27 protein-coding genes are annotated in these 22,100 nt (G+C 68.4%); 14 read left to right on the top strand and 13 right to left on the bottom strand.

Annotation, left to right across the window (positions count from 1 at the left end; genetic code table 11):
- From AAG801_RS26695 to AAG801_RS26675, 5 genes are all read right to left on the bottom strand, one after another.
- On the bottom strand, positions 1–169 hold a 169-nt coding region (locus tag AAG801_RS26695), incomplete at its 3' end, for an FAD-dependent oxidoreductase (protein WP_341891097.1).
- Positions 170–246: 77 nt separating this feature from the next.
- The gene (locus tag AAG801_RS26690) at positions 247–1,173 is read right to left on the bottom strand and encodes a LysR substrate-binding domain-containing protein (RefSeq protein ID WP_341891096.1); all 927 of its coding nucleotides are present in this window, start codon (positions 1,171–1,173) and stop codon (positions 247–249) included.
- Positions 1,174–1,180: 7 nt separating this feature from the next.
- Complete coding sequence (locus tag AAG801_RS26685) at positions 1,181–2,059, bottom strand: bile acid:sodium symporter family protein (protein ID WP_341891095.1); 879 nt, start codon at positions 2,057–2,059, stop codon at positions 1,181–1,183.
- 100 nt (positions 2,060–2,159) lie between these two features.
- Positions 2,160–2,927, bottom strand: coding sequence for a class II aldolase/adducin family protein (locus AAG801_RS26680; RefSeq protein ID WP_070060369.1), 768 nt, complete (start codon positions 2,925–2,927; stop codon positions 2,160–2,162).
- 20 nt (positions 2,928–2,947) lie between these two features.
- Positions 2,948–3,538 (bottom strand): HD domain-containing protein, encoded by a 591-nt coding sequence (locus AAG801_RS26675; protein ID WP_341891094.1) that lies wholly within the window; start codon positions 3,536–3,538, stop codon positions 2,948–2,950.
- 123 nt (positions 3,539–3,661) lie between these two features.
- On the opposite strand from AAG801_RS26675, the gene AAG801_RS26670 reads away from it, so the two are divergent.
- Complete coding sequence (locus AAG801_RS26670; RefSeq protein ID WP_341891093.1) at positions 3,662–4,384, top strand: Crp/Fnr family transcriptional regulator; 723 nt, start codon at positions 3,662–3,664, stop codon at positions 4,382–4,384.
- A 102-nt stretch (positions 4,385–4,486) separates the two neighbouring features.
- On the top strand, positions 4,487–5,176 hold the full coding sequence (locus AAG801_RS26665) for an alpha/beta hydrolase (protein ID WP_101492846.1): 690 nt from the start codon (positions 4,487–4,489) through the stop codon (positions 5,174–5,176).
- A gap of 6 nt (positions 5,177–5,182) precedes the next feature.
- Here the strand turns inward: AAG801_RS26665 and AAG801_RS26660 are convergent, their stop codons facing one another.
- Together AAG801_RS26660 and AAG801_RS26655 are read right to left on the bottom strand one after the other, a co-directional pair.
- Positions 5,183–6,706 carry an MFS transporter gene (locus tag AAG801_RS26660; protein ID WP_341891092.1) on the bottom strand — a complete coding sequence of 508 codons (1,524 nt, stop codon included), beginning with the start codon at positions 6,704–6,706 and terminating at the stop codon, positions 5,183–5,185.
- Positions 6,703–7,278, bottom strand: coding sequence for a GNAT family N-acetyltransferase (locus AAG801_RS26655; RefSeq protein WP_341891091.1), 576 nt, complete (start codon positions 7,276–7,278; stop codon positions 6,703–6,705). The genes AAG801_RS26660 and AAG801_RS26655 overlap by 4 nt, the downstream gene beginning before the upstream one ends.
- Positions 7,279–7,349: 71 nt before the next feature.
- On the opposite strand from AAG801_RS26655, the gene AAG801_RS26650 reads away from it, so the two are divergent.
- From AAG801_RS26650 to AAG801_RS26625, 6 genes are all read left to right on the top strand, one after another.
- Positions 7,350–8,228, top strand: a complete 879-nt coding sequence (locus AAG801_RS26650; protein WP_341891090.1) for a LysR family transcriptional regulator — start codon at positions 7,350–7,352, stop codon at positions 8,226–8,228.
- A 364-nt stretch (positions 8,229–8,592) separates the two neighbouring features.
- Entirely contained in the window at positions 8,593–9,921 is a 1,329-nt protein-coding gene (locus tag AAG801_RS26645; RefSeq protein ID WP_341891089.1) for an MFS transporter, read from the top strand.
- Positions 9,922–9,934: 13 nt separating this feature from the next.
- Positions 9,935–10,261 (top strand): ferredoxin family protein, encoded by a 327-nt coding sequence (locus AAG801_RS26640; RefSeq protein ID WP_341891088.1) that lies wholly within the window; start codon positions 9,935–9,937, stop codon positions 10,259–10,261.
- 37 nt (positions 10,262–10,298) lie between these two features.
- Positions 10,299–10,913, top strand: a complete 615-nt coding sequence (locus tag AAG801_RS26635; protein ID WP_341891087.1) for a DJ-1/PfpI family protein — start codon at positions 10,299–10,301, stop codon at positions 10,911–10,913.
- A 112-nt stretch (positions 10,914–11,025) separates the two neighbouring features.
- Positions 11,026–11,430: a cupin domain-containing protein gene (locus tag AAG801_RS26630; protein ID WP_192196438.1), complete on the top strand. Its 405-nt coding sequence runs from the start codon at positions 11,026–11,028 to the stop codon at positions 11,428–11,430.
- A 202-nt stretch (positions 11,431–11,632) separates the two neighbouring features.
- Complete coding sequence (locus AAG801_RS26625) at positions 11,633–12,199, top strand: XRE family transcriptional regulator (RefSeq protein WP_341891086.1); 567 nt, start codon at positions 11,633–11,635, stop codon at positions 12,197–12,199.
- On the opposite strand, the gene AAG801_RS26620 is transcribed toward AAG801_RS26625, so the two are convergent.
- Positions 12,196–13,368, bottom strand: coding sequence for an ABC transporter substrate-binding protein (locus tag AAG801_RS26620; protein WP_341891085.1), 1,173 nt, complete (start codon positions 13,366–13,368; stop codon positions 12,196–12,198). The genes AAG801_RS26625 and AAG801_RS26620 overlap by 4 nt on opposite strands.
- Before the next feature lie 165 nt (positions 13,369–13,533).
- Here AAG801_RS26620 and AAG801_RS26615 point away from each other — a divergent pair, with 165 nt between their 5' ends.
- Complete coding sequence (locus tag AAG801_RS26615; RefSeq protein WP_341891084.1) at positions 13,534–14,004, top strand: energy transducer TonB; 471 nt, start codon at positions 13,534–13,536, stop codon at positions 14,002–14,004.
- 21 nt (positions 14,005–14,025) lie between these two features.
- Here AAG801_RS26615 and trmB read toward each other — a convergent pair whose 3' ends face one another.
- The 4 genes from trmB to AAG801_RS26595 all read right to left on the bottom strand — a co-directional run bounded on the left by trmB (position 14,026) and on the right by AAG801_RS26595 (position 17,859).
- Positions 14,026–14,784, bottom strand: coding sequence for a tRNA (guanosine(46)-N7)-methyltransferase TrmB (gene trmB, locus AAG801_RS26610; protein ID WP_341891083.1), 759 nt, complete (start codon positions 14,782–14,784; stop codon positions 14,026–14,028).
- Entirely contained in the window at positions 14,781–15,686 is a 906-nt protein-coding gene (gene gluQRS, locus AAG801_RS26605) for a tRNA glutamyl-Q(34) synthetase GluQRS (protein WP_341891082.1), read from the bottom strand. The genes trmB and gluQRS overlap by 4 nt, the downstream gene beginning before the upstream one ends.
- A gap of 6 nt (positions 15,687–15,692) precedes the next feature.
- Positions 15,693–16,775 (bottom strand): FAD-dependent oxidoreductase, encoded by a 1,083-nt coding sequence (locus AAG801_RS26600; RefSeq protein WP_101492854.1) that lies wholly within the window; start codon positions 16,773–16,775, stop codon positions 15,693–15,695.
- Positions 16,776–16,905: 130 nt separating this feature from the next.
- Positions 16,906–17,859, bottom strand: coding sequence for a LysR substrate-binding domain-containing protein (locus tag AAG801_RS26595; protein WP_099796632.1), 954 nt, complete (start codon positions 17,857–17,859; stop codon positions 16,906–16,908).
- A gap of 163 nt (positions 17,860–18,022) precedes the next feature.
- Between AAG801_RS26595 and AAG801_RS26590 the strand changes: the two genes are divergently transcribed.
- The 4 genes from AAG801_RS26590 to AAG801_RS26575 all read left to right on the top strand — a co-directional run bounded on the left by AAG801_RS26590 (position 18,023) and on the right by AAG801_RS26575 (position 20,799).
- Entirely contained in the window at positions 18,023–18,724 is a 702-nt protein-coding gene (locus tag AAG801_RS26590; protein WP_341891081.1) for a pirin family protein, read from the top strand.
- A 61-nt stretch (positions 18,725–18,785) separates the two neighbouring features.
- Positions 18,786–19,211, top strand: coding sequence for a DoxX family protein (locus AAG801_RS26585; protein ID WP_341891080.1), 426 nt, complete (start codon positions 18,786–18,788; stop codon positions 19,209–19,211).
- Positions 19,212–19,289: 78 nt separating this feature from the next.
- Complete coding sequence (locus tag AAG801_RS26580) at positions 19,290–19,841, top strand: flavodoxin family protein (RefSeq protein WP_101492856.1); 552 nt, start codon at positions 19,290–19,292, stop codon at positions 19,839–19,841.
- Between the two features lie 34 nt (positions 19,842–19,875).
- Entirely contained in the window at positions 19,876–20,799 is a 924-nt protein-coding gene (locus AAG801_RS26575) for a pirin family protein (protein WP_341891079.1), read from the top strand.
- A gap of 15 nt (positions 20,800–20,814) precedes the next feature.
- Here AAG801_RS26575 and AAG801_RS26570 read toward each other — a convergent pair whose 3' ends face one another.
- Entirely contained in the window at positions 20,815–21,600 is a 786-nt protein-coding gene (locus tag AAG801_RS26570) for a sulfurtransferase (protein WP_341891078.1), read from the bottom strand.
- A 61-nt stretch (positions 21,601–21,661) separates the two neighbouring features.
- Here AAG801_RS26570 and AAG801_RS26565 point away from each other — a divergent pair.
- A partial coding sequence (locus tag AAG801_RS26565; RefSeq protein WP_341891077.1) for a PHP domain-containing protein occupies positions 21,662–22,100 on the top strand: 439 nt, incomplete at its 3' end.

Raw genomic sequence — 22,100 nt, 5'->3', positions numbered from 1 at the left:
CCTGCGGCGCGTTGTGCATGCAGCGCAGGTTGCGGGTGTGCTGCGAATTGCCGCCGCGCCATGCCTTGGGCGAGGCCTCCAGCAGCAGCACCGAAGCGCCGGCCTCGCGCGCCATCAGCGCGGCGCACAGCGCGGCATTGCCGCCACCGGCAACCAGTACGTCTATCACTCGTGGGTCTCCTTGGAATGCAGGAGACTTTAGGGGGCATGGCCTTCACGCGAAAGGCCGATTGAGGCAACAGGTGTTCAGCTTTCGAGAAGACTTGCGCCGGCCCAGCGGCCTTCGCTCACCAGTGTGCGAGCCGTTTCGGTGACCACCACGCGCGCGGCCAGCGCGGCGGGCGAGAGCTCGTCGTCCGACAGGCTCACGAGCAGGTTGCGGCGCCCAACGTGGGCGTCGGAGATTTGTGTGAGTTCGAGGTCGTCGCGGTCGTGCCGCGCGGTGGCGGCGCCGGGCTGGATGGTGGCGCCGTGGCCGGCGCGCACCGCGTCCATCAGCAGCGCCAGGCCGTCGACCTCGGCCACGATGCGCGGTGCCACGCGCGCCCGCGCAAAGGCGGCCATCAGCGTGGCGCGCAGGCCGTGGCTGCCGCTGGGCAAGATCAGCGGCACCTCGGCCAGTTGCGACAGCCGCACCTTCGCACCCTTGGGGCGCGGCGTCAGCGTGGGCGAGGCGATCACGAAGAGCTTTTCGGCCAGCAGCGGCGCCACGCTCCAGCGCCGCGGCGTGTCGGTCTGGAACAGCACCGCCAGGTCGAGCTGGCGTGCATGCAGCATGGTCGTGAGATGGCCCGACAGTGCCTCGACCATGTGCAGCCGCACCTCGGGGTAGCGCGCCTGCATGGCCTGCATGAGCGGCACGCCCAGAACGGTGGCGGTGGTGGGCGCCAGGCCCACGCTCACATGGCCCGACAGGCGCGCCTGCTGCGCGGCGCGCACCGCGTCGTCGGCGTGGCGCAGCGTGAGCTGTGCCTGGTGCAGGAAGGCCAGGCCCGCATCGGTGGGCGTGACGCCGGTCGAATGGCGGCGCAACAGCCGCGTCGAGAGCTCGCTCTCGAGCCGGCTGATCTGCTGGCTCAATGCCGAGGTGACGACCCCCAGCTCCACCGCCGCGCGGCCCATGCTGCGCAGCTCGCAGACCTTGACGAAGTAGCGCAGTTGTCTCAGTTCCATGCGCGCATCATGGCGCAGGCACGACCGCCGGTTGGCCGCGCCGCAGCAGCAACCATCCGAACAGCGGGGCCGTGATGTACATCACCACCGAGTAGATCGCGGCCGGCAGCGCGAGCGGAAAACTCCCGAGCACGCTCACCGCGATGAAGATGGCCAGCGTGGAGTTGTGGATGCCGATCTCGTAGCTGATGGCGGTGGCCAGCGGCTTGTCGAGGCCGGCCGCACGGCTCAGGTAGTAGCCCGCGAGCAGGCTCACGAGGTTGAACAGCAGCACCGGCACGCCGATCTCGGCGAAGGTGGTGGTGATGTTCTTCCACTCGTTGGCGATGGCGAGCACCGTGACCACCGCGAGCACCACGGCGCTGAAGATCTTGGTCGGCTTTTCCATGCGCGCCGCGAAGCCGGGCTTTCGCGACGCGACCACCATGCCGATGGCCACCGGCACCAGCACGATGGCGATCACCTCGACCAGCTTGCGCGTCTGCAGCGGCACCACCTGGCCGCTTTGCGCGAAATGGCCGATGGCCCAGTTGGCGATGAGCGGCAGCGTGACGATCGACAGCAGCGTGTTCACGGCCGTGAGCGAGATGTTCATCGCCACGTTGCCGCCGAACAGGTGCGAGAACAGGTTGGCCGAGATGCCGCCCGGCGAGGCCGCCAGCAGCATGAGCCCGATGGCGAACACCGGCGACAGGCCGAAGCCCACGATGATCGCGTAGCAGGCCAGCGGCAGGCCGATGACCTGCAGCACGAGCGCGATGGTCACGGCCTTCGGATGCTTGAACAGGCGCCGGAAATCCTCGAGCGAGAGCGACAGCCCCAGTCCGAACATCACGAGCGCGAGCGCGCCGAACAGGAACCGGGTCACGATGAGCGTGGTGTCCATGCGGTGGTGTCTCCTCTTGGGTTCTTCTGCTTAAAAAAATGGCTGCCGGCACCCGTCGCGCGGGCGCTGGCAGCCGTGGAAACCGGGATCGACGTCTGTCTTATTGTTTGTAGCTGTCGTCGATGCGGTCGAGTTTGCGGATCAGCGAAGGCCAGACGAACATGCCGCCCAGGCCGCCGCTTTGCACCTTCATGGCCTGGCCCACGCCGTCGATGATCCTCGGGTCCACGTGCGTGAGTTCACCGCCGCCGGCCTGCGCGGCGATCTGGATCTGGCAGGTGTTCTCGAAGGTGTACATCGAAAGGAAGGCGTCGGCAATGGTCTTGCCGCAGGTCAGCAGGCCGTGGTTGCGCAGCATGAGGAAGTTGGCATGGCCCATGTCGGCCTGCAGGCGCGGCTTCTCGTCGTCGCGGAAGGCCACGCCTTCGTAGTCGTGGTAGGCCAGCGAGGCCAGCACGAAGGTCGACTGCTGGCTGATGGGCAGCACGCCGTTCTTCTGCGCGCTCACGGCGATGCCGGCCCGGGTGTGGGTGTGCAGCACGCACTGGATGTCTTCGCGCGCGGCATGCACGGCGCTGTGGATCACGAAGCCCGCCGGGTTCACGGGGTAGGGCGAGTCGATGATCTTGTTGCACTGCTGGTCGACCTTGACCAGGCTCGACGCCGTGATCTCGTCGAACATCAGGCCGTAGGGGTTGATCAGGAAGTGGTGCTCGGGGCCGGGCACGCGCGCGCTGATGTGCGTGAAGACGAGGTCGCTCCAGCCGTACAGCGCCACCAGGCGGTAGCAGGCGGCGAGGTCGACGCGCAGCTGCCATTCTTCGGCGGAGACGAGCTTCTGGATTTCGGAGGCGGAGGTGGCGTTCATGGGGGTGTCCTTTGTCTTGATCAAGCGGTGGTCGGCTCTTGCAGCACGGTCTTGTAGACGCTCTGCTTGGGCTGCGCCATCAGGCGGCGCAGCATGGGCTCGAACTCGCTGATGGGCAGGGTCTCGGCCTTCGGGTCGAAGGCCGGGTTGTCGTAGAGCGCGCAGAACTCGGCCGTGCGCTCGTAGTGCGGGTGGTCCTTGAAGTTGTCGCGCATGTCGCGGTCCAGCCCGATGTGGTGGAAGAAGTAGTGGCCCTGGAAGATGCCGTGGTTCTGCACCATCCAGTGGTTGGCTTCGCTCACGAAGGGCTTGAGGATCGCGGCGGCAATGTCGGGGTGGTTGAAGCTGCCGAGCGTGTCGCCGATGTCGTGCAGCAGTGCGCACACCACGTACTCCTCGTCGCGGCCGTCGCGCAGCGCGCGCGTGGCGGTCTGCAGCGAGTGCGTGTAGCGGTCGACCGGAAAGCCGCCGTAGTCGCCTTCGAGGATCTGCAGGTGCTTGATCACGCGCGCGGGCAGGCCGCCCGTGAACTGCATGAACTCGCCGCCGATCAGTTGCCAGTCTTCGCACGTGCTGTCCTGCATGCGCTTGAAACTTGCCCGTGCGTTCATCGTGTGGGGTCTCCGTTCTTGGGGGGATGGCGGCCACTGTAGACCTGCGCTTGACCTTCAACTGTCAAGAATTTGACAATGCGAGGTTCTGGTAAACCCGCCTCAGGCGCCTTTTTTCCCTCCATGGCCACCTCGACCAAGCCGCGCCTGTCGGCCGCGCACCGCGCCGCGCTCGACGGCAACCCCTGGTTCACCAGCATGCCGCGCGCGCAACGCGACGCGCTGCTGGGCGCGGCTGAGTTGCTGCATGTGCGGCGCGGCACCATGGTGTTCCGCCAGGGCGACCCGATCCATGCGGCGGGCGGCGGTTTCTACGGGCTGGTGGCGGGCACGATCAAGATCTCGTCGCTGCGCCAGGACGGGCGCGAGGCCATCCTGGCGGTGCTGGAGCCGGGCAACTGGTTCGGCGAGATCACGCTCATCGACGGCTCGCCGCGCACGCACGACGCCACCGCGCTCGAGGCGCTCGACCTCTTGGTGGTGTCGCCCGATGCCTTTGCGCGGCAGATGCGCGACGTGGCGTTTTCCAACGCCATCGCCGCCATGCTGGCCGCGCGCGTGCGCATGCTCTACGGTCTGGCCGAAGACGCCACCTTGCGCAGCCTGCGGGCGCGCGTGGCGCACCGGCTGCTGGTGCTGGCGCGCGGCGATGCCACGCAGTCGGTGCACCTGCGGCACGAACTCATGCTGTCGCAAGAGGCGCTGGCCATGATGCTCGGCGTGACGCGCCAGACGCTGTCGAAGGAGCTCAACGCGCTGGCCACCGAAGGCGTGGTGTCGCTGGGCTACGGGCGCATCGAGCTGCTGTCGCTCGACGCGCTGCAGGGGCTGGTCCGCACGGGGTGAGGGGCTTGTCACAACGCGGGCAGGGCGCAGGCGTATAAGACCTTCCCGGCCCGCCATTCCGGCGGCTCGGCGTCTTATTTCTTCACTGGAAGGTGGCGAATCATGAGCAACAACAAACCGACGGTCGTGCTGGTCCATGGTTTCTGGGGCGGCGCCGCACACTGGCACAACGTCATCGTCGAACTCTTGCGCAAGGGCCACACGGCCATCCGCGCGGTCGAGCTGCCGCTGACCTCGCTGGCCGACGACGCCGAGCGCACACGCAAGATGGTGGCGCAGGTGCAGGGGCCGGTGCTGTTGGTCGGCCACTCGTACGGCGGCGCGGTGATCACGCAGGCCGGAGACATGCCCAACGTGGTCGGGCTGGTCTACATCGCCGCCTTTGCGCCCGACGCAGGCGAAAGCCCCGGCGGCATCACGCAGGAACATCCGCCGGTGGCCGTGCCCAACCTGGCGCCCGACAGCGACGGCTATTTATGGGTGATCCCCGAGAAATACCACGAGAGCTTCTGCCAGGACCTCAGCGCCGAAGAAGGCCTGGTGATGGGCCTGACGCAGAAGGCGCCGCTGGCCAGCACCTTCGGCGACACGATCACGGCACCGGCCTGGAAGAAGAAGCCGTCGTGGTACCAGATTTCGAGCGAGGACCGCATGATCTCGCCGGTGAACCAGGAGCGCATGTCGGCGCGGCTTGGCGCGAAGAAGGTCATCACGCTGGCAGCCAGCCATGCCTCGCTGGCGTCGATGCCGGCCGAAGTGGCCGCACTGATCGACGAAGCCGCGAGCGCCTGAGGCCGGTTACGCGCAGCGCTCCGTGCGCTGCGCACCCGTCGGGCGGGCGCGCCAGCCGAGGAACGCCACCGCGCAGGCCGCTGCGACCACGATCAGCACGGCCACGGTCATCACCGAGAAGAAGGCCTGGTCGAAGGCCGTGTGCGCGAGCGCCACGAGTTGCGAGGCGACGGGTGCAGGCAGCGTCTCGGCGGTCAGCAGCGCGGCGTCGATGCTGTCGCTCGCCGAGGTCGGCACGGCCAGGCCCTCGGGGATGACCAGTGCGGCCGTGTAGCTCGACGAGAGCACGCTGCCCAGCAGCGCGATGCCCAGCACGCCGCCGAGTTCGTACGACACCTCTTCGATCGACGCCGCCATGCCGGCATGTTCGACGGGCGCGTTGTTCATGACTGCGTTGGACGCCGCCGTGATGGTCGCACCCACGCCCAGCCCCAGCAGCACCAGGATGGCCGGCTTGAGCAGGCCTGCGGCATCGACCGCCAGTGCCAGCGCGCACAGCGCGAGCGCCGTGGTGACGAGGCCGCCGAGGATGACGGGGCGCGAGCCGATGCGCGCCAGCAGCAGGCCCGCGAGCGGCCCCGCCACGAAGGCGGCCAGCGGCAGCGGCAGCAGGGTGAGGCCCGCCTGCAGCGGCGTGAGGCCGACCACCAGCTGCAGCCGCTGGCTGAACACCAGCTCGACGCCGATCAGCGCCACCGAGGCCACGATCGCCGCGATCACGCCGCCCGAGAAGTACGCGTTGCGGAACAGGCGGAAGTCGATCAGCGGCGCGCTGCTGCGCCGCTGACGCCGCACGAAGAGGGCCATGGCCACCGCGGCGAGCGCGCCGGTGATGGCGGCCGTCGTGACCGAGGGCGCGAACTTCGTGAGTTCCTTGATGGTCAGCACGAGGAAGACCAGCCCCACCAGCACCTGCACCGAGCCGATGAAGTCCCACGGGCGCGTGCCGGTGTTCTTCTGCGTCGGCAGCAGCCACAGGGCCAGCACCAGCGCGAGCACCACCACGGGCACGTTGATGAGAAACACCGAACCCCACCAGAAGTATTCGAGCAGCACGCCGCCCACGACCGGCCCCAGCGCTGCGCCGCCCGAGGCCACCGAGGCCCACACGCCGATGGCCACGGCGCGCTCGCGCTCGTCGGTGAACACCAGCCGCAGGATCGCCAGCGTGGCCGGCATCATCATCGACGCGCCCACGCCCAGCAGGGCCCGCGCGGCGATGAGGACGGCCGGGTTCGGCGCGTAGGCCGCGCACAGCGAGGCCACGCCGAACACGGCCAGGCCCGCGACGAACATGCGCCGGTAGCCCACGCGGTCGCCCAGCGCGCCCATGCCCAGCAGGAAGCCGGAGACGACCACCGTGTACGCGTTGAGGATCCACAGCTTCTCGGTGGCCGATGCGGCCAGGTCGTGCGTGAGCGTGGGCAGCGCGGTGTAGAGCACGGTCATGGCGACCACGATCAGCAGCAGCGCCATCGAGACGATGCCGAGCGTGATCCATTTCTTGGCGGTGGGGTTCAAGCCGTTCATGGCGTGGCCCTCCGGGCGTGCGACTGTGCGGTGGTGCCGTCCAGTTCCTTGAGCATCGTCACGGACACCGTCGTGCAGCCGCGTGCGTGGAAGAAGTCGTGCGCGCGGGTGTTGCCGATGCCGCTTTCGAGAAAGAGGCGCTGGACGCCGCGATGCTGCAGCTCGGCGCAGACCCAGTCGAACAGTTGCCCGCCCAGGCCCATGCCCTGGAAGCGCGCATCAACGACGAGGTCGTCGAGCGTCGCGAAGCTGCGCGCGGCGCGACGGGTGTCGTCGATCGAGACCAGCGCGAAGCCGGCCAGTGCGCCGTCGGCTCGCGCGACGGCCACGCGTGCGTTGGCGGTGGCCGGGGCTAGCGCCAGTGTTTCGCGCAGCTGGGTCTCGAAGACGGCGGGCAGGTCGGGGCGCCATTCGCCGATCGCAATGGCGCGCTGCTCCTGCAGCTCAGAGTGCGAGATGTAGGCAGGCGAAAGTTGCTGCAGGAACAGGGCGGTCAACGCCTGCGCCTGGGAAGGATCGCTGCACCAGCTCAGTTCGAACGCCGGTGTCGTCTTGTTGTTCACATTCGTCATGGCGCCATCTTGCGTCATTGAAATGAATGAATAAAGATGGAATTCATCTGAAAAATAGATGGATGACTGAAATGGAATGGACCGTTGACCAATTGCGCCAGTTCGTGACGACCGCCGAATGCGGCTCGTTCTCGGCCGCGGCGCGCCATCTGGGCAAGGCCCAGTCGGCCGTGAGCACGGCCATCGGGCTGCTCGAAGTCGACCTCGGCGTGGCGCTGTTCGACCGGTCGCGCCGCAACGCGCAGCTGTCCGACGCGGGCCGGGTGCTGCTGCTCGAGGCGCGCGAGCTGCTGCGGCAGGCCGAGCAGCTCGACCAGCGCGCCCGCTCGCTGCACGGGGGCGACGAGGCCGCGCTGTCGCTGGCGCTCGACGAGGCCCTGCCGTACACCGCCATCGGCACGCTGATGCGCGAGATTTCGGCGAAGTTTCCGAGCCTCGAACTCACGCTGCTGAACGGCACCGCGACCGAGGTGGCCGACTACATCGAGCAGGAGCGCGCCAGCGTGGCCTTTCACTTCGACCGCGGCCCGGTGCGCGCCAGCTTCGACCAGCGCCACATCGGCAGCGTGCGCCAGGGTGTGTTCGTGGCCAGCGACCATCCGCTGGCCGACGGCCGCACCGTGCGACGCCAGGACCTGGCCCGGCAACGGCAACTGTTGATGCATGCGGACGACGTGCACGAGGTGGCCTACAGCCCGCGCGTGTGGCGCTCCGACAGCTTCTACAGCACGGCCGAGATGGTGGCCGACAACCTGGGCTGGGCCGTGCTGCCCATCAACATCGCGCGCTATGAGGGCTTCAGCAAGGCGCTGAAGGAGGTGCCTTGCCCGTCGCTGGCCTTGCCGCGGTTGTCGGTGCGCATGCTGTGGCTACCGGGGCGGCCGCTTGGCGCGACGGCGCTGTATGTGCAGCAGCGCTTTACCGAGCTGCTGGGCGACGGCGCCGCCTGAGGCCTCGAGCGGGTAGCAGGCCTGCGTCGCTGCAGGCCTTCACAAACCGATGAACCCCACCCACGCGCCATCGCAGGCGCGCGGTGGAAGGCGCGCGCCTGCGATGGCATGGCTCTTGCAAGAAAGTATCCCGATGGGAAACTAATTCACCAGAGTGGGGCAACTCCTGATGTGGGATTTACCCGATGACGGTTGATTTGGCCTTCTCAGGGAAAGCGATATGTTTCCCATTGGGAAACAAAACTAACCTTCGCGCAGCTTCCATCGCCCGTGCACAAAAACGGGCAACCCACGCCGCCACCGCCCTTGAGGCGGGCGGTCCCCGTCAGCAGAGCCAGCAACCTCGCATCGGAGAGCCACCACCATGAATCACCCCGCAAACCCCGCCCTGGCCCAGGAGGGACGATCGGCCGAGACCGACACCTCCGAGATCAGCCGAGTCGTGTTCGCCAGTTCGGTCGGAACCATCATCGAGTGGTACGACTTCCTGATCTACGGCACTGCCGCCGCGCTGGTCTTCAACAAGATCTTCTTTCCCGCGGACGACCCGCTGATGGGCACGCTGGCGGCGCTGGGCAGCGCGGCGGTGGGCTTCTTCGCGCGGCCCTTCGGCGGCGCGGTGTTCGGCTACTTCGGCGACCGGCTGGGCCGCAAGTCGATGCTGCTGATGACGCTCGCGATCATGGGCCTCGGCACCTTCGCCATCGGCCTGTTGCCGACTTACCAGCAGATCGGCATCTGGGCACCGGTGCTGCTCATCGTGCTGCGCATCGTGCAGGGCATCGGCCTGGGCGGCGAGTGGGGCGGGGCGGCGCTGATGGTGCTCGAGCATGCACCCAGGCACCGGCGTGGCCTGTGCGGCAGCCTGGTGCAGGTCGGTTTCCCGATCGGACTGATCCTGTCGGCGGGCGTCTATTCGGTGGTGTCGACGCTGCCGGAGGAGGACTTCCTGTCCTGGGGCTGGCGCGTGCCCTTCCTGCTGAGCGTGGTGCTGGTCGCGCTGGGCGCCTTCATCCGCACGCGGGTGTCCGAGTCGCCGGTGTTCCTCGAGATGAAGGCCAAGAAGGAGATCGCGCGCAACCCCTTCGCCGAGGCCGTGTTCCGCGATCCGAAGAACTTCCTGATCGCGGTGGGCCTGAAGATCTGCGAGGTCTCGTGGGTCTACATGCTCACGGTGTTCATGGTGGTCTACGCGACCAAGAACCTGGGCCTGCCCAAGGAGATGCTGCTCAACGCGATCATGGTCGCGGCGGCGATCGAGGTGGTGACGATTCCATTGTTCGGCTGGCTGTCGGACATCATCGGGCGGCGTCCGTTCTACTTCGCGGGCACGCTCTTCACCATCGTCTTTGCGTTCCCTCTGTTCTGGCTGGTGGACACGCGCGATCCGTGGATCATCATTGCCGCGACGGCGGTGGCGCTGAGCTTCGGCCACGGCCTGATGTTCGGTCCGCAGGCCACCTACTTCCCCGAGCTCTTCGGTGCGCGCGTGCGCTACACCGGGGCCTCCTTCGGCTTCCAGGTGTCGGCCGCCCTCGGCGGCGGGCTGGCACCGATCCTCGCCACCTTGCTGGTGGGCAAGCTCGGCGGCACCGCGGGCGTGTCGATCATGCTGATCGGCCTGGCGCTCGTGACCCTGGTGGCGGCCTTCTTCGCGCACGAGACGCGCGACGAATCCGTGCGCAATTTCTGAGCGGAGCACGTGCATGACCTTCGTCGTCACCGACGCATGCATCGCGTGCCGCTACGGCGAGTGCGTGTCGGTGTGCCCGCAGCACGCGTTCCACGAAGGGCCGAACTTCGTGGTCATCGACCCGCGCGCCTGTGCCAACTGCGGCTTGTGCGAGATGGTGTGCCCGGTGCAGGCCATCCGTCCCGCGGCCGACCTGGCGCCGGACCAGCGCGACTGGCTCGAACTCAATGCGCGGCTCTCGGCGCAGTGGCCTGTGGCGGTCGATACCCAACCCTTGGCCGATGCCGATGCGCATGCCTTCGACACCGCCAAGCGCGAGCGCCTGATCCTTCCGCCATGACTTCATGGCCTCTTTCATTCAGAACGGAGATTTGCGAATGCGCATGACTTTCCTGCTCTACGAGGGCATCGAGCCCGTGGACCTCGCCGCCATCGGCGTGGTCTCGATGGCCCGGCGCGTGATCCCCGAGCTCAGCTACGAGACCGTGTCCTTCGATCGCGCGCCGGTCACGCTCGCCAACGGCCTGCAAGTGCTGCCGAGCACATGCTTCGACGAGGTGCACGAGGTCGACGTGCTGCTGGTGCCCGGCGGGCCCGGCTGGCGCGCCGCCGCGGGCGATCCGCGCGTGCTCGCGTTCGTGCGCCGCGTGGCACCCACGGCGCTGGTCTGCTCGGTGTGCACCGGCGCGATGATCCTGGCCGAGGCCGGCGTGCTCGACGGCCTGCGCGCGACCACCAAGTTCGAGGTGGTGCCGCCCGAGACCTCGCCGCTGGACGAACTGCGACAGCGCCATCCCGCGATCCAGGCCGAGCCCGCGCTCGTGGTCGACAACGGGCGCGTGGTCACCGGCGGCGGCGTCACGCTGTGCATCGACGCCACGCTGTACCTGATCGAGAAGCGCTTCGGCAAGGCGCCCGCCGCCGAGGTCGCCCGGATCATGGAATACGGCGCCGCGCGCGAGGCCAACCGCCTGCGCTTTGCCGTTGCCTGATCTTCAATTTTCAAAAGTTGTCCATTGGGAAACTTCGATCTAGAATCGAATCTACCCGCTGCGGCGATGTCCCCCGTCCCCCCAACCATCCCATCCACAGGAGTCCCACGCCATGTCCGCTGTCTTCAAGGAACGCCTCTCCGGCAAGCTGCAACCCACCATCGGTGGTTCCGTCTACGTTGATCCCGCCACGCTCGAATGGCGGCCCTCGCAGTTCCCCAAGATCCAGATGAAGGTGCTCTATCGCAACGACGAGTCGGGCGAGATGACCGTGCTGCTCAAGTGGGAGCCAGGCGCCGTGCTGCCATTCCACAAGCATCCCGAGATCGAGCAGAGCTGGGTGCTCGAGGGCTCGTTCTCCGACCATGACGGCATCTGCCGCGCCGGCCAGTTCGTCTGGCGCCAGCCGGGCTCGCTGCACGAGACGCGTTCGGACGAGGGCTGCACCATCCTCGCGATCTACCGCAAGCCCAACGTGTTCTTCAACGCCGCGGGCTTCGAGGCCGAGCGGAACTGAGCCGCGTCGGCGCGGCGATGGCCGCCTGGGCAACCGGGTGTGCCGGGCGGTAAACCGGTTCCGTTAAATTCGGCGCATGGTTGCTTCAAAGAAAACCGCCCGATCGCCCCAGCGCGCGACGGCACCCGCCGCTCCCGCTGCGCCGATGGTCCCGGCGGCGCCCGCGGTCCCCGCCGAGGTTCCGGCGCATGTCGATCTTGGCGTGCGCCTCAAGCAACGCCGCCTCGAGGCGGGCCTGACGCTCGCGGCGCTGGCCGAGCAGGCCGGCTTCGGCAAGGCCTATCTCTCGCGCATCGAGAGCGGCAAGAAGGTGCCGCCGATCGGTTCGCTGGCGCGCATCGCGAGCGTGCTGGGCATCGAGGCAGCGAGCCTGCTGACCGACACCGCGCATGCGCAGCAGAGCTGGCGCGGCGTGAGCCTGGTGCGGCATGCCGACAAACGCCCGACCGTCATGGGCGGCAGCGCCTTCGGCTACGACTACTTCGCGCTCACCGATGCCACCACCGACCGCGCGCTGCAGCCCTTTCTGTTCACCTTCCCCGACAAGGTCGACAAGTTCGTGTTCTTCGAGCACGAGGGCGAGGAAATGATGCACGTACTCACGGGCCGCGTGGAGTGGCAGGTGGGGGTGGACAAATTCATCCTCGAACCCGGCGACACGCTGCACTTCGATGCGCGCATTCCGCACCGCGGGCATGCGCTGTCAGGGCCGGCCACGGCGCTGGTGGTGATCTATTCGCCGATGGGCTACCAGCAGAACCTGGCTTAACGCAGCACGCGCCCGTCAGCCGAAATGCTGATCAGGTCGATGCTGCGCACGTTGTCGCGCAGGCCCGGACGCAGGTTGATGCGAAAGCCACCGACGTCGTAGTCGGTCATCGCCGTCATCGTGCGCTGCAGCGTCGCGGTGTTGAAGCCGCGGCCCGCGCGGCGCACCGCTTCGCCCGCGGCCTTGGCGGCGATGAAGCCCTCGAGCCCTTCGTACGACGCGGTCTGGTCGGAGTTGTCGACCGCCGCGAGGTACTCCTTGACGATCGGAATGGCCGACGGGCGCGGCGAGGGCACCACCTGCGAGATCACGATGCCGCCGATGTCCTTGCCCAGCTCGGCGTAGAGCGGGTCGATGCCGACGATCGAGAAGGCCATGAAGTTGCCCGCGTAGCCGCTCTTGCGCAGCTTGCGGATGGCGCCGGCCGTGGTGCCCGAGAGCGACACCAGCACGATGGCCTGGGGCGTCTGCTGCTGCACGGTCTTCAGCGCGGCGTCGAGCTTGTCGGCGCCGGCGGGCACCAGTGCGCTCGCGACCAGCGGCGGCAGCTTGAGTTCGGCAATCGCCTGCTCCACGGCGGCCAGGCCGGCGCGGCCCATGGCGTCGTCGTCGCCCACCAACGCGATGCGCTTTTGCCCCACGGTGGCGCACTGGCGCACGATCTTGAGGGCCTCGTCGATCATGCCGGGGCGCACATGGAACACGTTCGGATGCTCGGGGCCGCGCAGCGTGTCCGACGCGGCAAAGGGCGCAAACAGCAGGCTGCCTTGCTGCGTGGCGACCTTCGCGCCGGCCTCGCTGCTGGCGGTGCCGACAAAGCCGAACAGCATGTCGGCCTTGTTGGCGCCCAGCAGCGTGCGGGCGTTGGTGGTGGCGCGCGCGGCGTCGTAGCCGTCGTCGAGCTGCAGCAGCTTGAGCTGCAGGCCGGTGGCGGCGTTGCGCGTGTTGAAGTCGCTCACAGCGAGTCGGCTGCCGGCCGCGAAGGCGTTGCCGATCTCGTTGGCACTGCCGGTGAGGGGGACCGACTGGCCGAGCAGGACGACGCGGGCCCCGGCGCCACCGGCGGGGCGCGGCGTCTGTGCCAGCAAGGGACGGGTGATGCCGAGGCCGCTTCCCAGAAGCAGCGTTGCGGAGGCCTTGCCCAGCCATGTCCTGCGAGACGCGTTCATTGGCTACCCTTTGCTAACAATAGTAAAAAAGTGTAGCAATTTCGAGGCCAGGGCGGAAGGCGCGGGTGTTCCAGAATTGCCCTTATGAACTTGAATACGTCCTGGATTTTTGGAGGGGTGTGTGTGGTGCTCGCAGGTTGCGTTGTGCCGCCGCCATCGAACGTGGTGGAAAAAGCGCTGCCCGCGCCGGAGGTCTTCGTGCCCGTGGCTGCGCCGCTGCCGATGATCGACCCGCCACCTCTGCCGCCGCCATCGATGATCGAGCCGCCACCGGTGCCACTGGCGGGGCCGCCGATGGCACTGCCGTCGGGGCCGACCCTCATGGCGGCCCCGCGCGCCGATCCGCGCATTGCGGCGGACGCGGTCGTGAAGGACCCGGTGATCCGCCAGCGCCGCTATCCCAAGTACCCGCCCGCGCTGGCGGAAGAGGGCATCGAGGGCGTGGTGGTCACCACCTTCTTTGTCGGCGTGGACGGCAAGCCCGAAAACATCCGCGTCGAACGCTCGCCGCACCCGCTGCTGTCGCGGGCGGCGACCGATGCGATCAAGGAGTGGCGCTTCGACCCGGCGCGCACGGCGGACGGGCGTGCGGTGCGCGGCGCGATGCGGCTGCCGTTCCGCTTCCAGCTCGAGTGAGCGGGGGGAGATGACGCGCGCTCAGGCGCGTTTTTCGAACACCAGGTCCCACACGCCGTGGCCCAGCTTGAGGCCGCGGTTCTCGAACTTGGTGAGCGGGCGATACGCCGGCTTGTCCGCGTAGCCGGTGTCCGGCGCGGTGTTGCGCAGCAGCGGCTCGGCGGCCAGCACTTCGAGCATCTGCTCGGCGTAGGGCTGCCAGTCGGTGGCGCAGTGGATGTAGCCGCCGGGGCGCAGGTGCTGCGCCAGCTTGGTCACGAACTCGGGCTGGATCAGCCGGCGCTTGTTGTGGCGCTTCTTGTGCCACGGGTCGGGAAAGAACACATGCACGCCGGCCAGCGTGCCGGGCTGCAGCATGTGGTCGAGCACGTCGACCGCGTCGTGCGCGCAGATGCGGATGTTCGAGATCGACTGCTCGCCGATGCGCTTGAGCAGCGCGCCGACGCCGGGCTCGTGCACTTCGCAGCACAGGAAGTTGGTCTCGGGCAGCACCGTGGCGATGTGCGCCGTGGCCTCGCCCATGCCGAAGCCGATCTCCAGCACCGTCGGGCCGGCGCGGCCACCGAAGGCCGCCGTCAGGTCGAGCGGCTCGGGCGTGTAGGGAATGAGAAACAGCGGGCCCAGCTCGGCGAAGGCGCGGGCCTGGCCGTCGGTGGTGCGGCCGGCGCGCTTCACGAAGCTCTTGAGGCGGCGGTGCAGCGGATGCGGCTTGCCGTCGGTGGCGTCGTCTTCGGGAGGCACGGGCGGGAGGTCGTTGGACACGGTGTCGGGAATGTTCATGAGGGCCGCGAATTGTAGAGATCGCGCCATTCGGGCACCCAGCCGGCCAGTGCGGCGGTGCAATGGTCGGCTGTCGTGGGGCGCAGGCCGAGGGCGCGGGCGGCGGTGTCGAGCGCGGCCAGCGCGGCGTGCGGTGTTGCGGTGTCGATGGCCGTGGCGCCGTTCTGTTTGGAGAGCTTGTCGCCATCGGCGCCGCGCACCAGCGGGGTGTGCAGGTAGCTTGGCGTGGGCAGGCCGAGCGCCTGCTGCAGCAGGATCTGGCGCGCGGTGTTGTCGGCCAGGTCTTCGCCGCGCACCACGTCGGTCACGCCCTGGTCGGCGTCGTCGACCACCACGGCGAGCTGATACGCCCAGGGGCCGTCGGCACGGCGCAGCACGAAGTCGCCGACCTCGCGCTGCACATCCTGCTGCTGCGGGCCCAGGCGGCGATCGGTCCAGTGCAGGTCGCCGGTCGGCATGCGATGCGCGGCAAAGCGCCAGGCGCGCGCGGGCTTGCCGTGCAGGCCGTCGCGGCAGGTGCCGGGGTAGACGCGCTCGCCGTGGCGTTCATGCGCATGGCCGAGCCGGGCCAGGGCGAGGTCGATGTCCTTGCGCGAGCAGCCGCAGGGGTAGGCGAGGCCTCGCGTCTGCAGCGCGGCCAGCGCCGCCTCGTAGTGCGCGGTGCGCTTCGTCTGCCACTCGGGTGGCTCGTCGGGGAGCAGGGCGCAGTCGGCGAGCTGCCGCAGGATGTGCTCGCCCATGCCGGGCAGGCAGCGCTCGGTGTCGGCGTCCTCGATGCGGATCAGCCAGCGCGCCCGGTCACCACGCGCGCGCACATCGAGCCAGCTCGCGAGCGCGGCCACCAGCGAGCCGGCGTGCAGCGGGCCGGTGGGCGAGGGCGCGAAGCGGCCGGTGGCGCGCATCCTTTCTTAGAGAACGGCGAGGGCCAGCGACAGGCCCGAAACAAAGCCGTCTTCGACGCGATGGCCGATGCACCAGTCACCCGCGATGCCGATGCGGGCCTTGGCGTCCCACAGATGGGTCTGGCCGACCGGCACCTGCGTCTGCGCTTCGGGCCAGCAGCGCGCTTGCGCATGGCTGGGGGTGGCGTGGATGCCTGTGATTTCAGAGAAGGCGCGCAGCAGCTTGGCCTCGATGCGGGCGGGCGTGTCGCGCAGGTGTTCTTCCGACCAGGTGGCGCTGGCCTGCAGGGTCCAGCGTTCGACGCGCTCGCGGCCGGGCTTGGACGATTCGCGCGCCAGCCACGCCACGCGGTGGTGGGTGCTGCGCGCCACGTTCCATTGCGGGCCGAGGTGCGACATGTTGGCCTGGTTGGCCTGGGGGAAGGCGATCATCAGCGCCCAGCAGGGTGCGATGCGCACGCGGTCGATCTTGCGGCTCAGCGTGGCCGAGCGTTCGCCGTCGGCCAGCAACTCGCGGGTGCGTGCGGGCGGCACGGCCAGCAGCACGGCGTCGAAGCCGGAGTACACGTGCTGCGAATCGTCGGCGCCGGCGGTGCGCAGCTGCCAACGGGTGGCGTCGAGCGCGTCGGGCTCGATGCGGGTGACTTGGGTGCCGGTGACGAGGTGCTCGCCAAGCGGCGCGGCCCAGTGGGCCACGAGCGCGTCCATGCCGGGCTGGGCGACCCAGTGCGGCTCCAGCGAGGGCAATGCGGCCTCGGCCACGCGGCCATGGGCGTCGAGCACGCGCACGAGGTTGGCGCTCCAGGGGCGGCACAGCGCGGGCGTGGTGGCCAGCACCTGCGCAAAGCGCGGATCGCGCACGGTGAAGTATTGGGCGCCGCTGTCGAAGCGGCCAAAGGCAGTGTCGATGCTCGCCATCCGCCCGCCCGGCGTGGCCTCACGTTCGAACACCGTCACGCGGTGCCCGGCCTGCATCAGTGTGCGGGCGCAGGCCACGCCGGCAATGCCGGCGCCGATGACGGCGTAGTGGCGGGCGGCGGCGGGAGTTCGGTGGCGGTCGGCGGTGGCGCGGGCTTTGGCTTTGGGCATGGCGGACTCTTTTCTTTTGACAGGGTGATGACGGAGGAGGCCGTGCACACTCTACCTCGGTCTGCGCGCGCCGCCGGGCTGGGGGCGACCCTTATGCAGCCGCGTATTGCGGCCCCGCATCGCGTGGCGTTCAACGGCCCCGGTGCCGTTCGAGCAGCGCCTTGCGCGTGCCCTCGTGCTCGAACTGCGCGAGCCACCATTCGAGCGCGCGCCCCGGCTTGCCCGCGCTGCGCACGCGCCATGCGCAGTGCATGGTGCCCAGCGGCGGCTGGCGCTCGGTCTGCAGTTCGACGAGGTGGCCGGCCTCGATGTAGGGCCGCGCCATCGGCTCGGGCAAAAAGCCGCCTCCCAGTCCGTGCAACTGCGCGGCGATCTTGGCCTGCATGCTGGGCACGGTGAGCACGTCCTGTCCGCCGACGAGGTTCACCGTCATGCTCGGCCCGCTGCGCACCGAGTCGGCCGCGGCCACCGCGCGGTGCTGGCGCAGCACCGCATCGCTGATCGGCTGCGGCAGGCGCGCGAGCGGATGGTGCGGCGCCACGGCAAACACGAAGCGCAACTCGCCGATGGGGCGGCTGCGGATGCCGGTCGCGGTGAAGGCCAGGCTCGCGGCATCGAGCACCGCGCCGATCGCCAGGTCGGCCTCGCCGCTGGTGAGCGCCTCGATGGTGCCGAGCAACGTTTCGTCGCGCAGCTTCAGGCGCGTGGGCGGGTCGAGCGCGAAGAAGGCGGTGCACAGGTCGAGCAGCGGGTCGCGCGCGATCACGCTGTCGACGGCGATGGTCAGCATCGGCTCCCAGCCGGTGGCCACGCGCTTCACGCGGTTGGCCACGGCGTCGATCTCGCCGAGCAGGCGCGCGGCCTCGCGCAGCAGTTCGGCGCCGGCCTCGGTGAGGCGGGCCTGGCGCGCGCTGCGGTCGAACAGCAGCACGTCGAGCGCGTCTTCGATCTGGCGCACGCGGTAGCTGAGCGCACTGGGCACGAGGCCGAGCGCGCGCGCGGCGGCGGCAAAGCTGCCGGCGGCCGCCACCGTCTGCAGCATGGCCAGCGCGTCAGGGGTCAGTACGTCTCGGGCGCTGGGCATGGGGCGGGCTCCATCGTTCAAATATTTTGAATGATGCCATCAAAACCGGGCGTCTTTCAGAGAGGGATGGAAGCCCAAAATTCTTCTCATCCGCTGCGCATCCGGCGCGGCCCACGACGAAAGCCCCGGCGCCCGAACCGGGTGGGGCAGCAAGGAGTTCGATATGTTGAAGGTACGCAAATCACAGGAACGCGGTTATGCCGACCATGGCTGGCTGCGCTCGTTCCACAGCTTTTCCTTCGCGGGGTACTACGATCCGGCCTTCATGGGCTTCGGCAACCTGCGGGTGATCAACGAAGACCGCGTGGCGGCGGGCGCCGGCTTCGGCACCCACGGCCACCGGGACATGGAGATCATCAGCTACGTGCTCTCGGGCGAACTCGCGCACAAGGACAGCATGGGCAACATCGAATCCATTCCGCCGGGTGACGTGCAGCGCATGAGCGCCGGGCGCGGCGTGATGCACAGCGAGTTCAACCACAAGGCCGACGAGACCACGCACTTCCTGCAGATCTGGATCGAGCCCAAGGAACGCGGCATTGCCCCCGGCTACGAGCAGAAGCAGTTCAGCGACGCTGAGAAGCGCGGCAACCTGCGCCTCGTCGCTTCGCCCGACGGTCGCGACGGCTCGGTGACGGTGAACGCCGACGCGCGTCTGTTCGCCGGCCTGTTCGATGGCAGCGAGACCGCGAGCCTGGCGCTCGATCCGCAGCGCAAGAGCTACGTGCACCTGGTGCGCGGCGAACTCGAAGTCAACGGCCAGAAGCTCGTGGGCGGCGACGCCGCGATGCTCGAAGGCGAATCGCAACTCACGCTCGGCGCCGGCATCGATGCCGAAGTGCTGGTGTTCGACCTGGCGGCCTGAGACGGCGTCTTTTTCTTCTTTGTTTCCCTGTTCCTTCCATAACCACCGAGGAGTTTTCACCATGGCCATTTCCACCACAACCACCGCCCCCAACGCCGCCCAGGACACGCTGGCACTCATCGGCCGCGTGCTGCTCGCTGCGCTGTTCGTGCCCGCCGGCCTCGGCAAGCTCATGGGCTTTGCCGGCACCGTGGGGTACATCTCCTCGGTGGGCGCGCCGCTGCCGCAAGTGGCGGCAGTCATCGCGATCGTCGTGGAGCTGGGGCTCGGCCTGCTGCTGCTCGTCGGCTTCAAGACGCGCGTGTCGGCGATCGTGCTGGCGATCTTCACCGTGGCCGCGGCCGTGCTGTTCCACAACTACTGGGGCATGCCCGCCGACAAGGCTTTCGTGAACCAGCTGATGTTCTTCAAGAACATCGCGATCGCCGGTGGTCTGCTCGCCTTCGCCGCCTTCGGCGCCGGCCGCTTCAGCATCGATAAAAAGTAAGCTCGTTCCCTTCCAGGCCGCGCACACCTCGTGGGCGCGGCCTGCTGACTTCATCGCTTCTTTGAGGAAACTTGTTTCATGGCAAACATCGTCGTTGTCTTCCATTCCGGCTACGGCCACACCCAGCGCGTGGCCCAGGCCGTGGCCGACGGGGCGGGCGCGCAACTGCTCGCCATCGACGCCGACGGCAACCTGCCGGCCGATGGCTGGGAGACGCTGGCCGCGGCCGACACGATCATCTTCGGCTCACCGACCTACATGGGCGGCGTGAGCTGGCAGTTCAAGAAATTCGCCGACGCGTCGTCGAAGGTCTGGTACACGCAAGGCTGGAAAGACAAGCTCTTCGCCGGCTTCACCAACAGCGCCACGATGAACGGCGACAAGGTCACGACCATGACCTACCTGTGGACGCTGGCCATGCAGCACAGCGGCATCTGGGTCAGCATGGGCATCCTGCCGACCAACAACAAGGCAGCCACGCGCGACGCGATGAACTACGTCGGCGGCTACGGCGGCCTGCTCACGCAATCGCCTTCGGACGCGAGCCCGGCCGAGATGCCCAAGGGCGACCTCGAGACGGCACGTGCCTTCGGCGAGCGCGTGGGCGCAGTGGCAAGATCACGCGCATAACGCCCCACCGAACTTCGCCCACAAGGAGAACACGATGACCGACACCATCCCCGAAATCCAATTGCTGCGACCCCACGACAAGGACCTGGGCGGTGGCTTCAACGTGCGGCGCGTGCTGCCGGCGGCGCAGCGCCGCTCGGTCGGGCCCTTCGTGTTTTTCGACCACTTCGGTCCGGCCACCGAGCAGCCCGGCAATGCACACGACGTGCGGCCGCATCCGCACATCGGCCTGTCGACGGTCACCTATCTGTTCGAGGGCGCGATGATGCACCGCGACAGCCTGGGCAGCGTGCAGGAGATCCAGCCCGGCGCCATCAACTGGATGACCGCGGGGCGCGGCATCGTGCACTCCGAGCGCAAGCCCGAGCGCCTGCTGGCCGACACCTACGTGAACCACGGCCTGCAGCTGTGGGCCGCGTTGCCGCAGGCGCATGAAGAGGTCGAGCCCAGCTTCGAGCACACGCCGGCCGAGGCGATTCCCGAACTGACGGTGCAGGGCGTGCCGGTGCGCGTGCTGGTGGGCGAGGCCTTCGGCGTGCGCTCGCCGGTGAAGACACTGGCGCAGACGGTCTACCTGGACATCGCGCTGCCGGCCGGTGGCCGTTTCGAGTTGCCCGCGCTGGCGCCCGAACTGGCGGTCTACATGGTCGATGCCGATGCGCAGGTGAATGGCGAACCGGCGCCCGCCCACACGATGGCGGTGCTGCCCGACGGGCAGGGCGCGGTGTTCACGGCCGACACGGCGGTGCGCCTCATGGTGATCGGCGGCGAGCCGCTGGACGGCCCGCGCTACATCACCTGGAACTTCGTTTCGAGCCGGCGCGAACGCATCCTCGAAGCCGGCGGCGACTGGGCCGCGCAGCGCATGGGCCAGGTGCCCGGCGAGACCGAGTTCATTCCGCTGCCGGGCAAGCCCTTCGGCGTGCGTGAGCCCGACGTCGGCACCACGCCGGTCTGAGCCCGCGCGCGTTGCCTATTGCTTGATGCCGATGTCCGGGTCTTCCGAGGCCCGGGCGCTGGCATCGGAGGCGCGCGCGCTGAGGTCGGGCGCCAGGGCCCGGCGACCGTCGAACACGAAGCAGTCGCCGTGGTAGTGCGCGCCACCGACGTCCTCGAAGTACTTGAGGATGCCGCCTTCGAGTTGCAGCACGTGCTCCACGCCTTCCTCGCGCATGAGGATGGCCGCCTTCTCGCAGCGGATGCCGCCGGTGCAGAAGCTCACCACGGTCTTGCCCTCGAAGTCGGCGCGGTGCGCCTTCAGTGCGGGCGGAAATTCGGTGAACTTGGTGATGCGCCAGTCGATCGCGCCGTCGAAGGTGCCTTCGTCGACTTCGAAGTCGTTGCGCGTGTCGAGCATCACGATTTCGCGGCCCTCGTCGTCGTGGCCCTGGTCGAGCCAGCGCTTGAGCGTGGGCGCGTCCACGCCGGGCGCACGGCCGGCGGCGGGCTGGATGGCCGGATGGTCCATGCGGATGATCTCGCGCTTGAGCTTCACCAGCATGCGCCGGAAGGGCTGCGTGGCCGACCAGCTTTCCTTGGTTTCGAGGTCGGCAAAGCGCGCATCGGCGCGCAGGTCGGCCAGGAAGGCGTGGATGGCCTGCGCCGGCCCCGCCAGAAACAGGTTGATACCTTCGGGCGCCAGCAGGATGGTGCCCATCAGGCCCAGGGCCTGCGCGCGGTCGCGCAGGGTCTCACGCAGCACGGGGCTGTCGTTGATGCCCACGAACTTGTAGGCGGCGATATTCAAAATCTCTTGCACGGGGCGGGATTGTAGGGATCACGGCACCACATGGTGGGGTGGCGCTTCCTACAATCGACGGATGTTTGTTCACCTGCGTCTGCACACCGAGTTTTCCGTCGTCGATGGCACCAATCGAATCGACGAAGTCATCAAGGCCGCCGCTGCCGACAAGCAGCCCGCGCTGGCCATCACCGACCTGAACAATCTGTTCGGGACGGTCAAGTTCTACAAGCAGGGCCGGGGCAAGGGCGTCAAGCCGGTCATCGGCGCTGAAATCTTCATCGACGGGCTGGGCAAGGAGCCCGGCGCGCTGACCCGCCTCATCCTGCTGGTGCAGAGCATCGAGGGCTACCTCAACCTGTCGGAGCTGCTGGCCCGCGCCTGGACACAGAACGTGAGCCGGGGCCAGTCGCAGGCGGCCTGCAAGCTCGAATGGCTGCAGGAACTGCAGGGCGGGCTGATTGCGCTGTCGGGCGCACAGGCCGGGCCGCTGGGCCAGCCGCTGCTGCAAGGCCAGG

This window comes from Variovorax sp. YR752 (genome assembly GCF_943372545.1).
This window is presented reverse-complemented; position numbering and strand designations above follow the sequence as displayed.

Bases quoted from the DNA above. Each gene is read 5' to 3' on its own strand.
- AAG801_RS26690 (WP_341891096.1), bottom strand. From the start codon at position 1,173: ATGGAACTGAGACAACTGCGCTACTTCGTCAAGGTCTGCGAGCTGCGC.
- AAG801_RS26685 (WP_341891095.1), bottom strand. From the start codon at position 2,059: ATGGACACCACGCTCATCGTGACCCGGTTCCTGTTCGGCGCGCTCGCG.
- AAG801_RS26680 (WP_070060369.1), bottom strand. From the start codon at position 2,927: ATGAACGCCACCTCCGCCTCCGAAATCCAGAAGCTCGTCTCCGCCGAA.
- AAG801_RS26675 (WP_341891094.1), bottom strand. From the start codon at position 3,538: ATGAACGCACGGGCAAGTTTCAAGCGCATGCAGGACAGCACGTGCGAA.
- AAG801_RS26670 (WP_341891093.1), top strand. From the start codon at position 3,662: ATGGCCACCTCGACCAAGCCGCGCCTGTCGGCCGCGCACCGCGCCGCG.
- AAG801_RS26665 (WP_101492846.1), top strand. From the start codon at position 4,487: ATGAGCAACAACAAACCGACGGTCGTGCTGGTCCATGGTTTCTGGGGC.
- AAG801_RS26660 (WP_341891092.1), bottom strand. From the start codon at position 6,706: ATGAACGGCTTGAACCCCACCGCCAAGAAATGGATCACGCTCGGCATC.
- AAG801_RS26655 (WP_341891091.1), bottom strand. From the start codon at position 7,278: ATGACGAATGTGAACAACAAGACGACACCGGCGTTCGAACTGAGCTGG.
- AAG801_RS26650 (WP_341891090.1), top strand. From the start codon at position 7,350: ATGGAATGGACCGTTGACCAATTGCGCCAGTTCGTGACGACCGCCGAA.
- AAG801_RS26645 (WP_341891089.1), top strand. From the start codon at position 8,593: ATGAATCACCCCGCAAACCCCGCCCTGGCCCAGGAGGGACGATCGGCC.
- AAG801_RS26640 (WP_341891088.1), top strand. From the start codon at position 9,935: ATGACCTTCGTCGTCACCGACGCATGCATCGCGTGCCGCTACGGCGAG.
- AAG801_RS26635 (WP_341891087.1), top strand. From the start codon at position 10,299: ATGCGCATGACTTTCCTGCTCTACGAGGGCATCGAGCCCGTGGACCTC.
- AAG801_RS26630 (WP_192196438.1), top strand. From the start codon at position 11,026: ATGTCCGCTGTCTTCAAGGAACGCCTCTCCGGCAAGCTGCAACCCACC.
- AAG801_RS26620 (WP_341891085.1), bottom strand. From the start codon at position 13,368: ATGAACGCGTCTCGCAGGACATGGCTGGGCAAGGCCTCCGCAACGCTG.
- trmB (WP_341891083.1), bottom strand. From the start codon at position 14,784: ATGAACATTCCCGACACCGTGTCCAACGACCTCCCGCCCGTGCCTCCC.
- gluQRS (WP_341891082.1), bottom strand. From the start codon at position 15,686: ATGCGCGCCACCGGCCGCTTCGCGCCCTCGCCCACCGGCCCGCTGCAC.
- AAG801_RS26600 (WP_101492854.1), bottom strand. From the start codon at position 16,775: ATGCCCAAAGCCAAAGCCCGCGCCACCGCCGACCGCCACCGAACTCCC.
- AAG801_RS26595 (WP_099796632.1), bottom strand. From the start codon at position 17,859: ATGCCCAGCGCCCGAGACGTACTGACCCCTGACGCGCTGGCCATGCTG.
- AAG801_RS26590 (WP_341891081.1), top strand. From the start codon at position 18,023: ATGTTGAAGGTACGCAAATCACAGGAACGCGGTTATGCCGACCATGGC.
- AAG801_RS26585 (WP_341891080.1), top strand. From the start codon at position 18,786: ATGGCCATTTCCACCACAACCACCGCCCCCAACGCCGCCCAGGACACG.
- AAG801_RS26580 (WP_101492856.1), top strand. From the start codon at position 19,290: ATGGCAAACATCGTCGTTGTCTTCCATTCCGGCTACGGCCACACCCAG.
- AAG801_RS26575 (WP_341891079.1), top strand. From the start codon at position 19,876: ATGACCGACACCATCCCCGAAATCCAATTGCTGCGACCCCACGACAAG.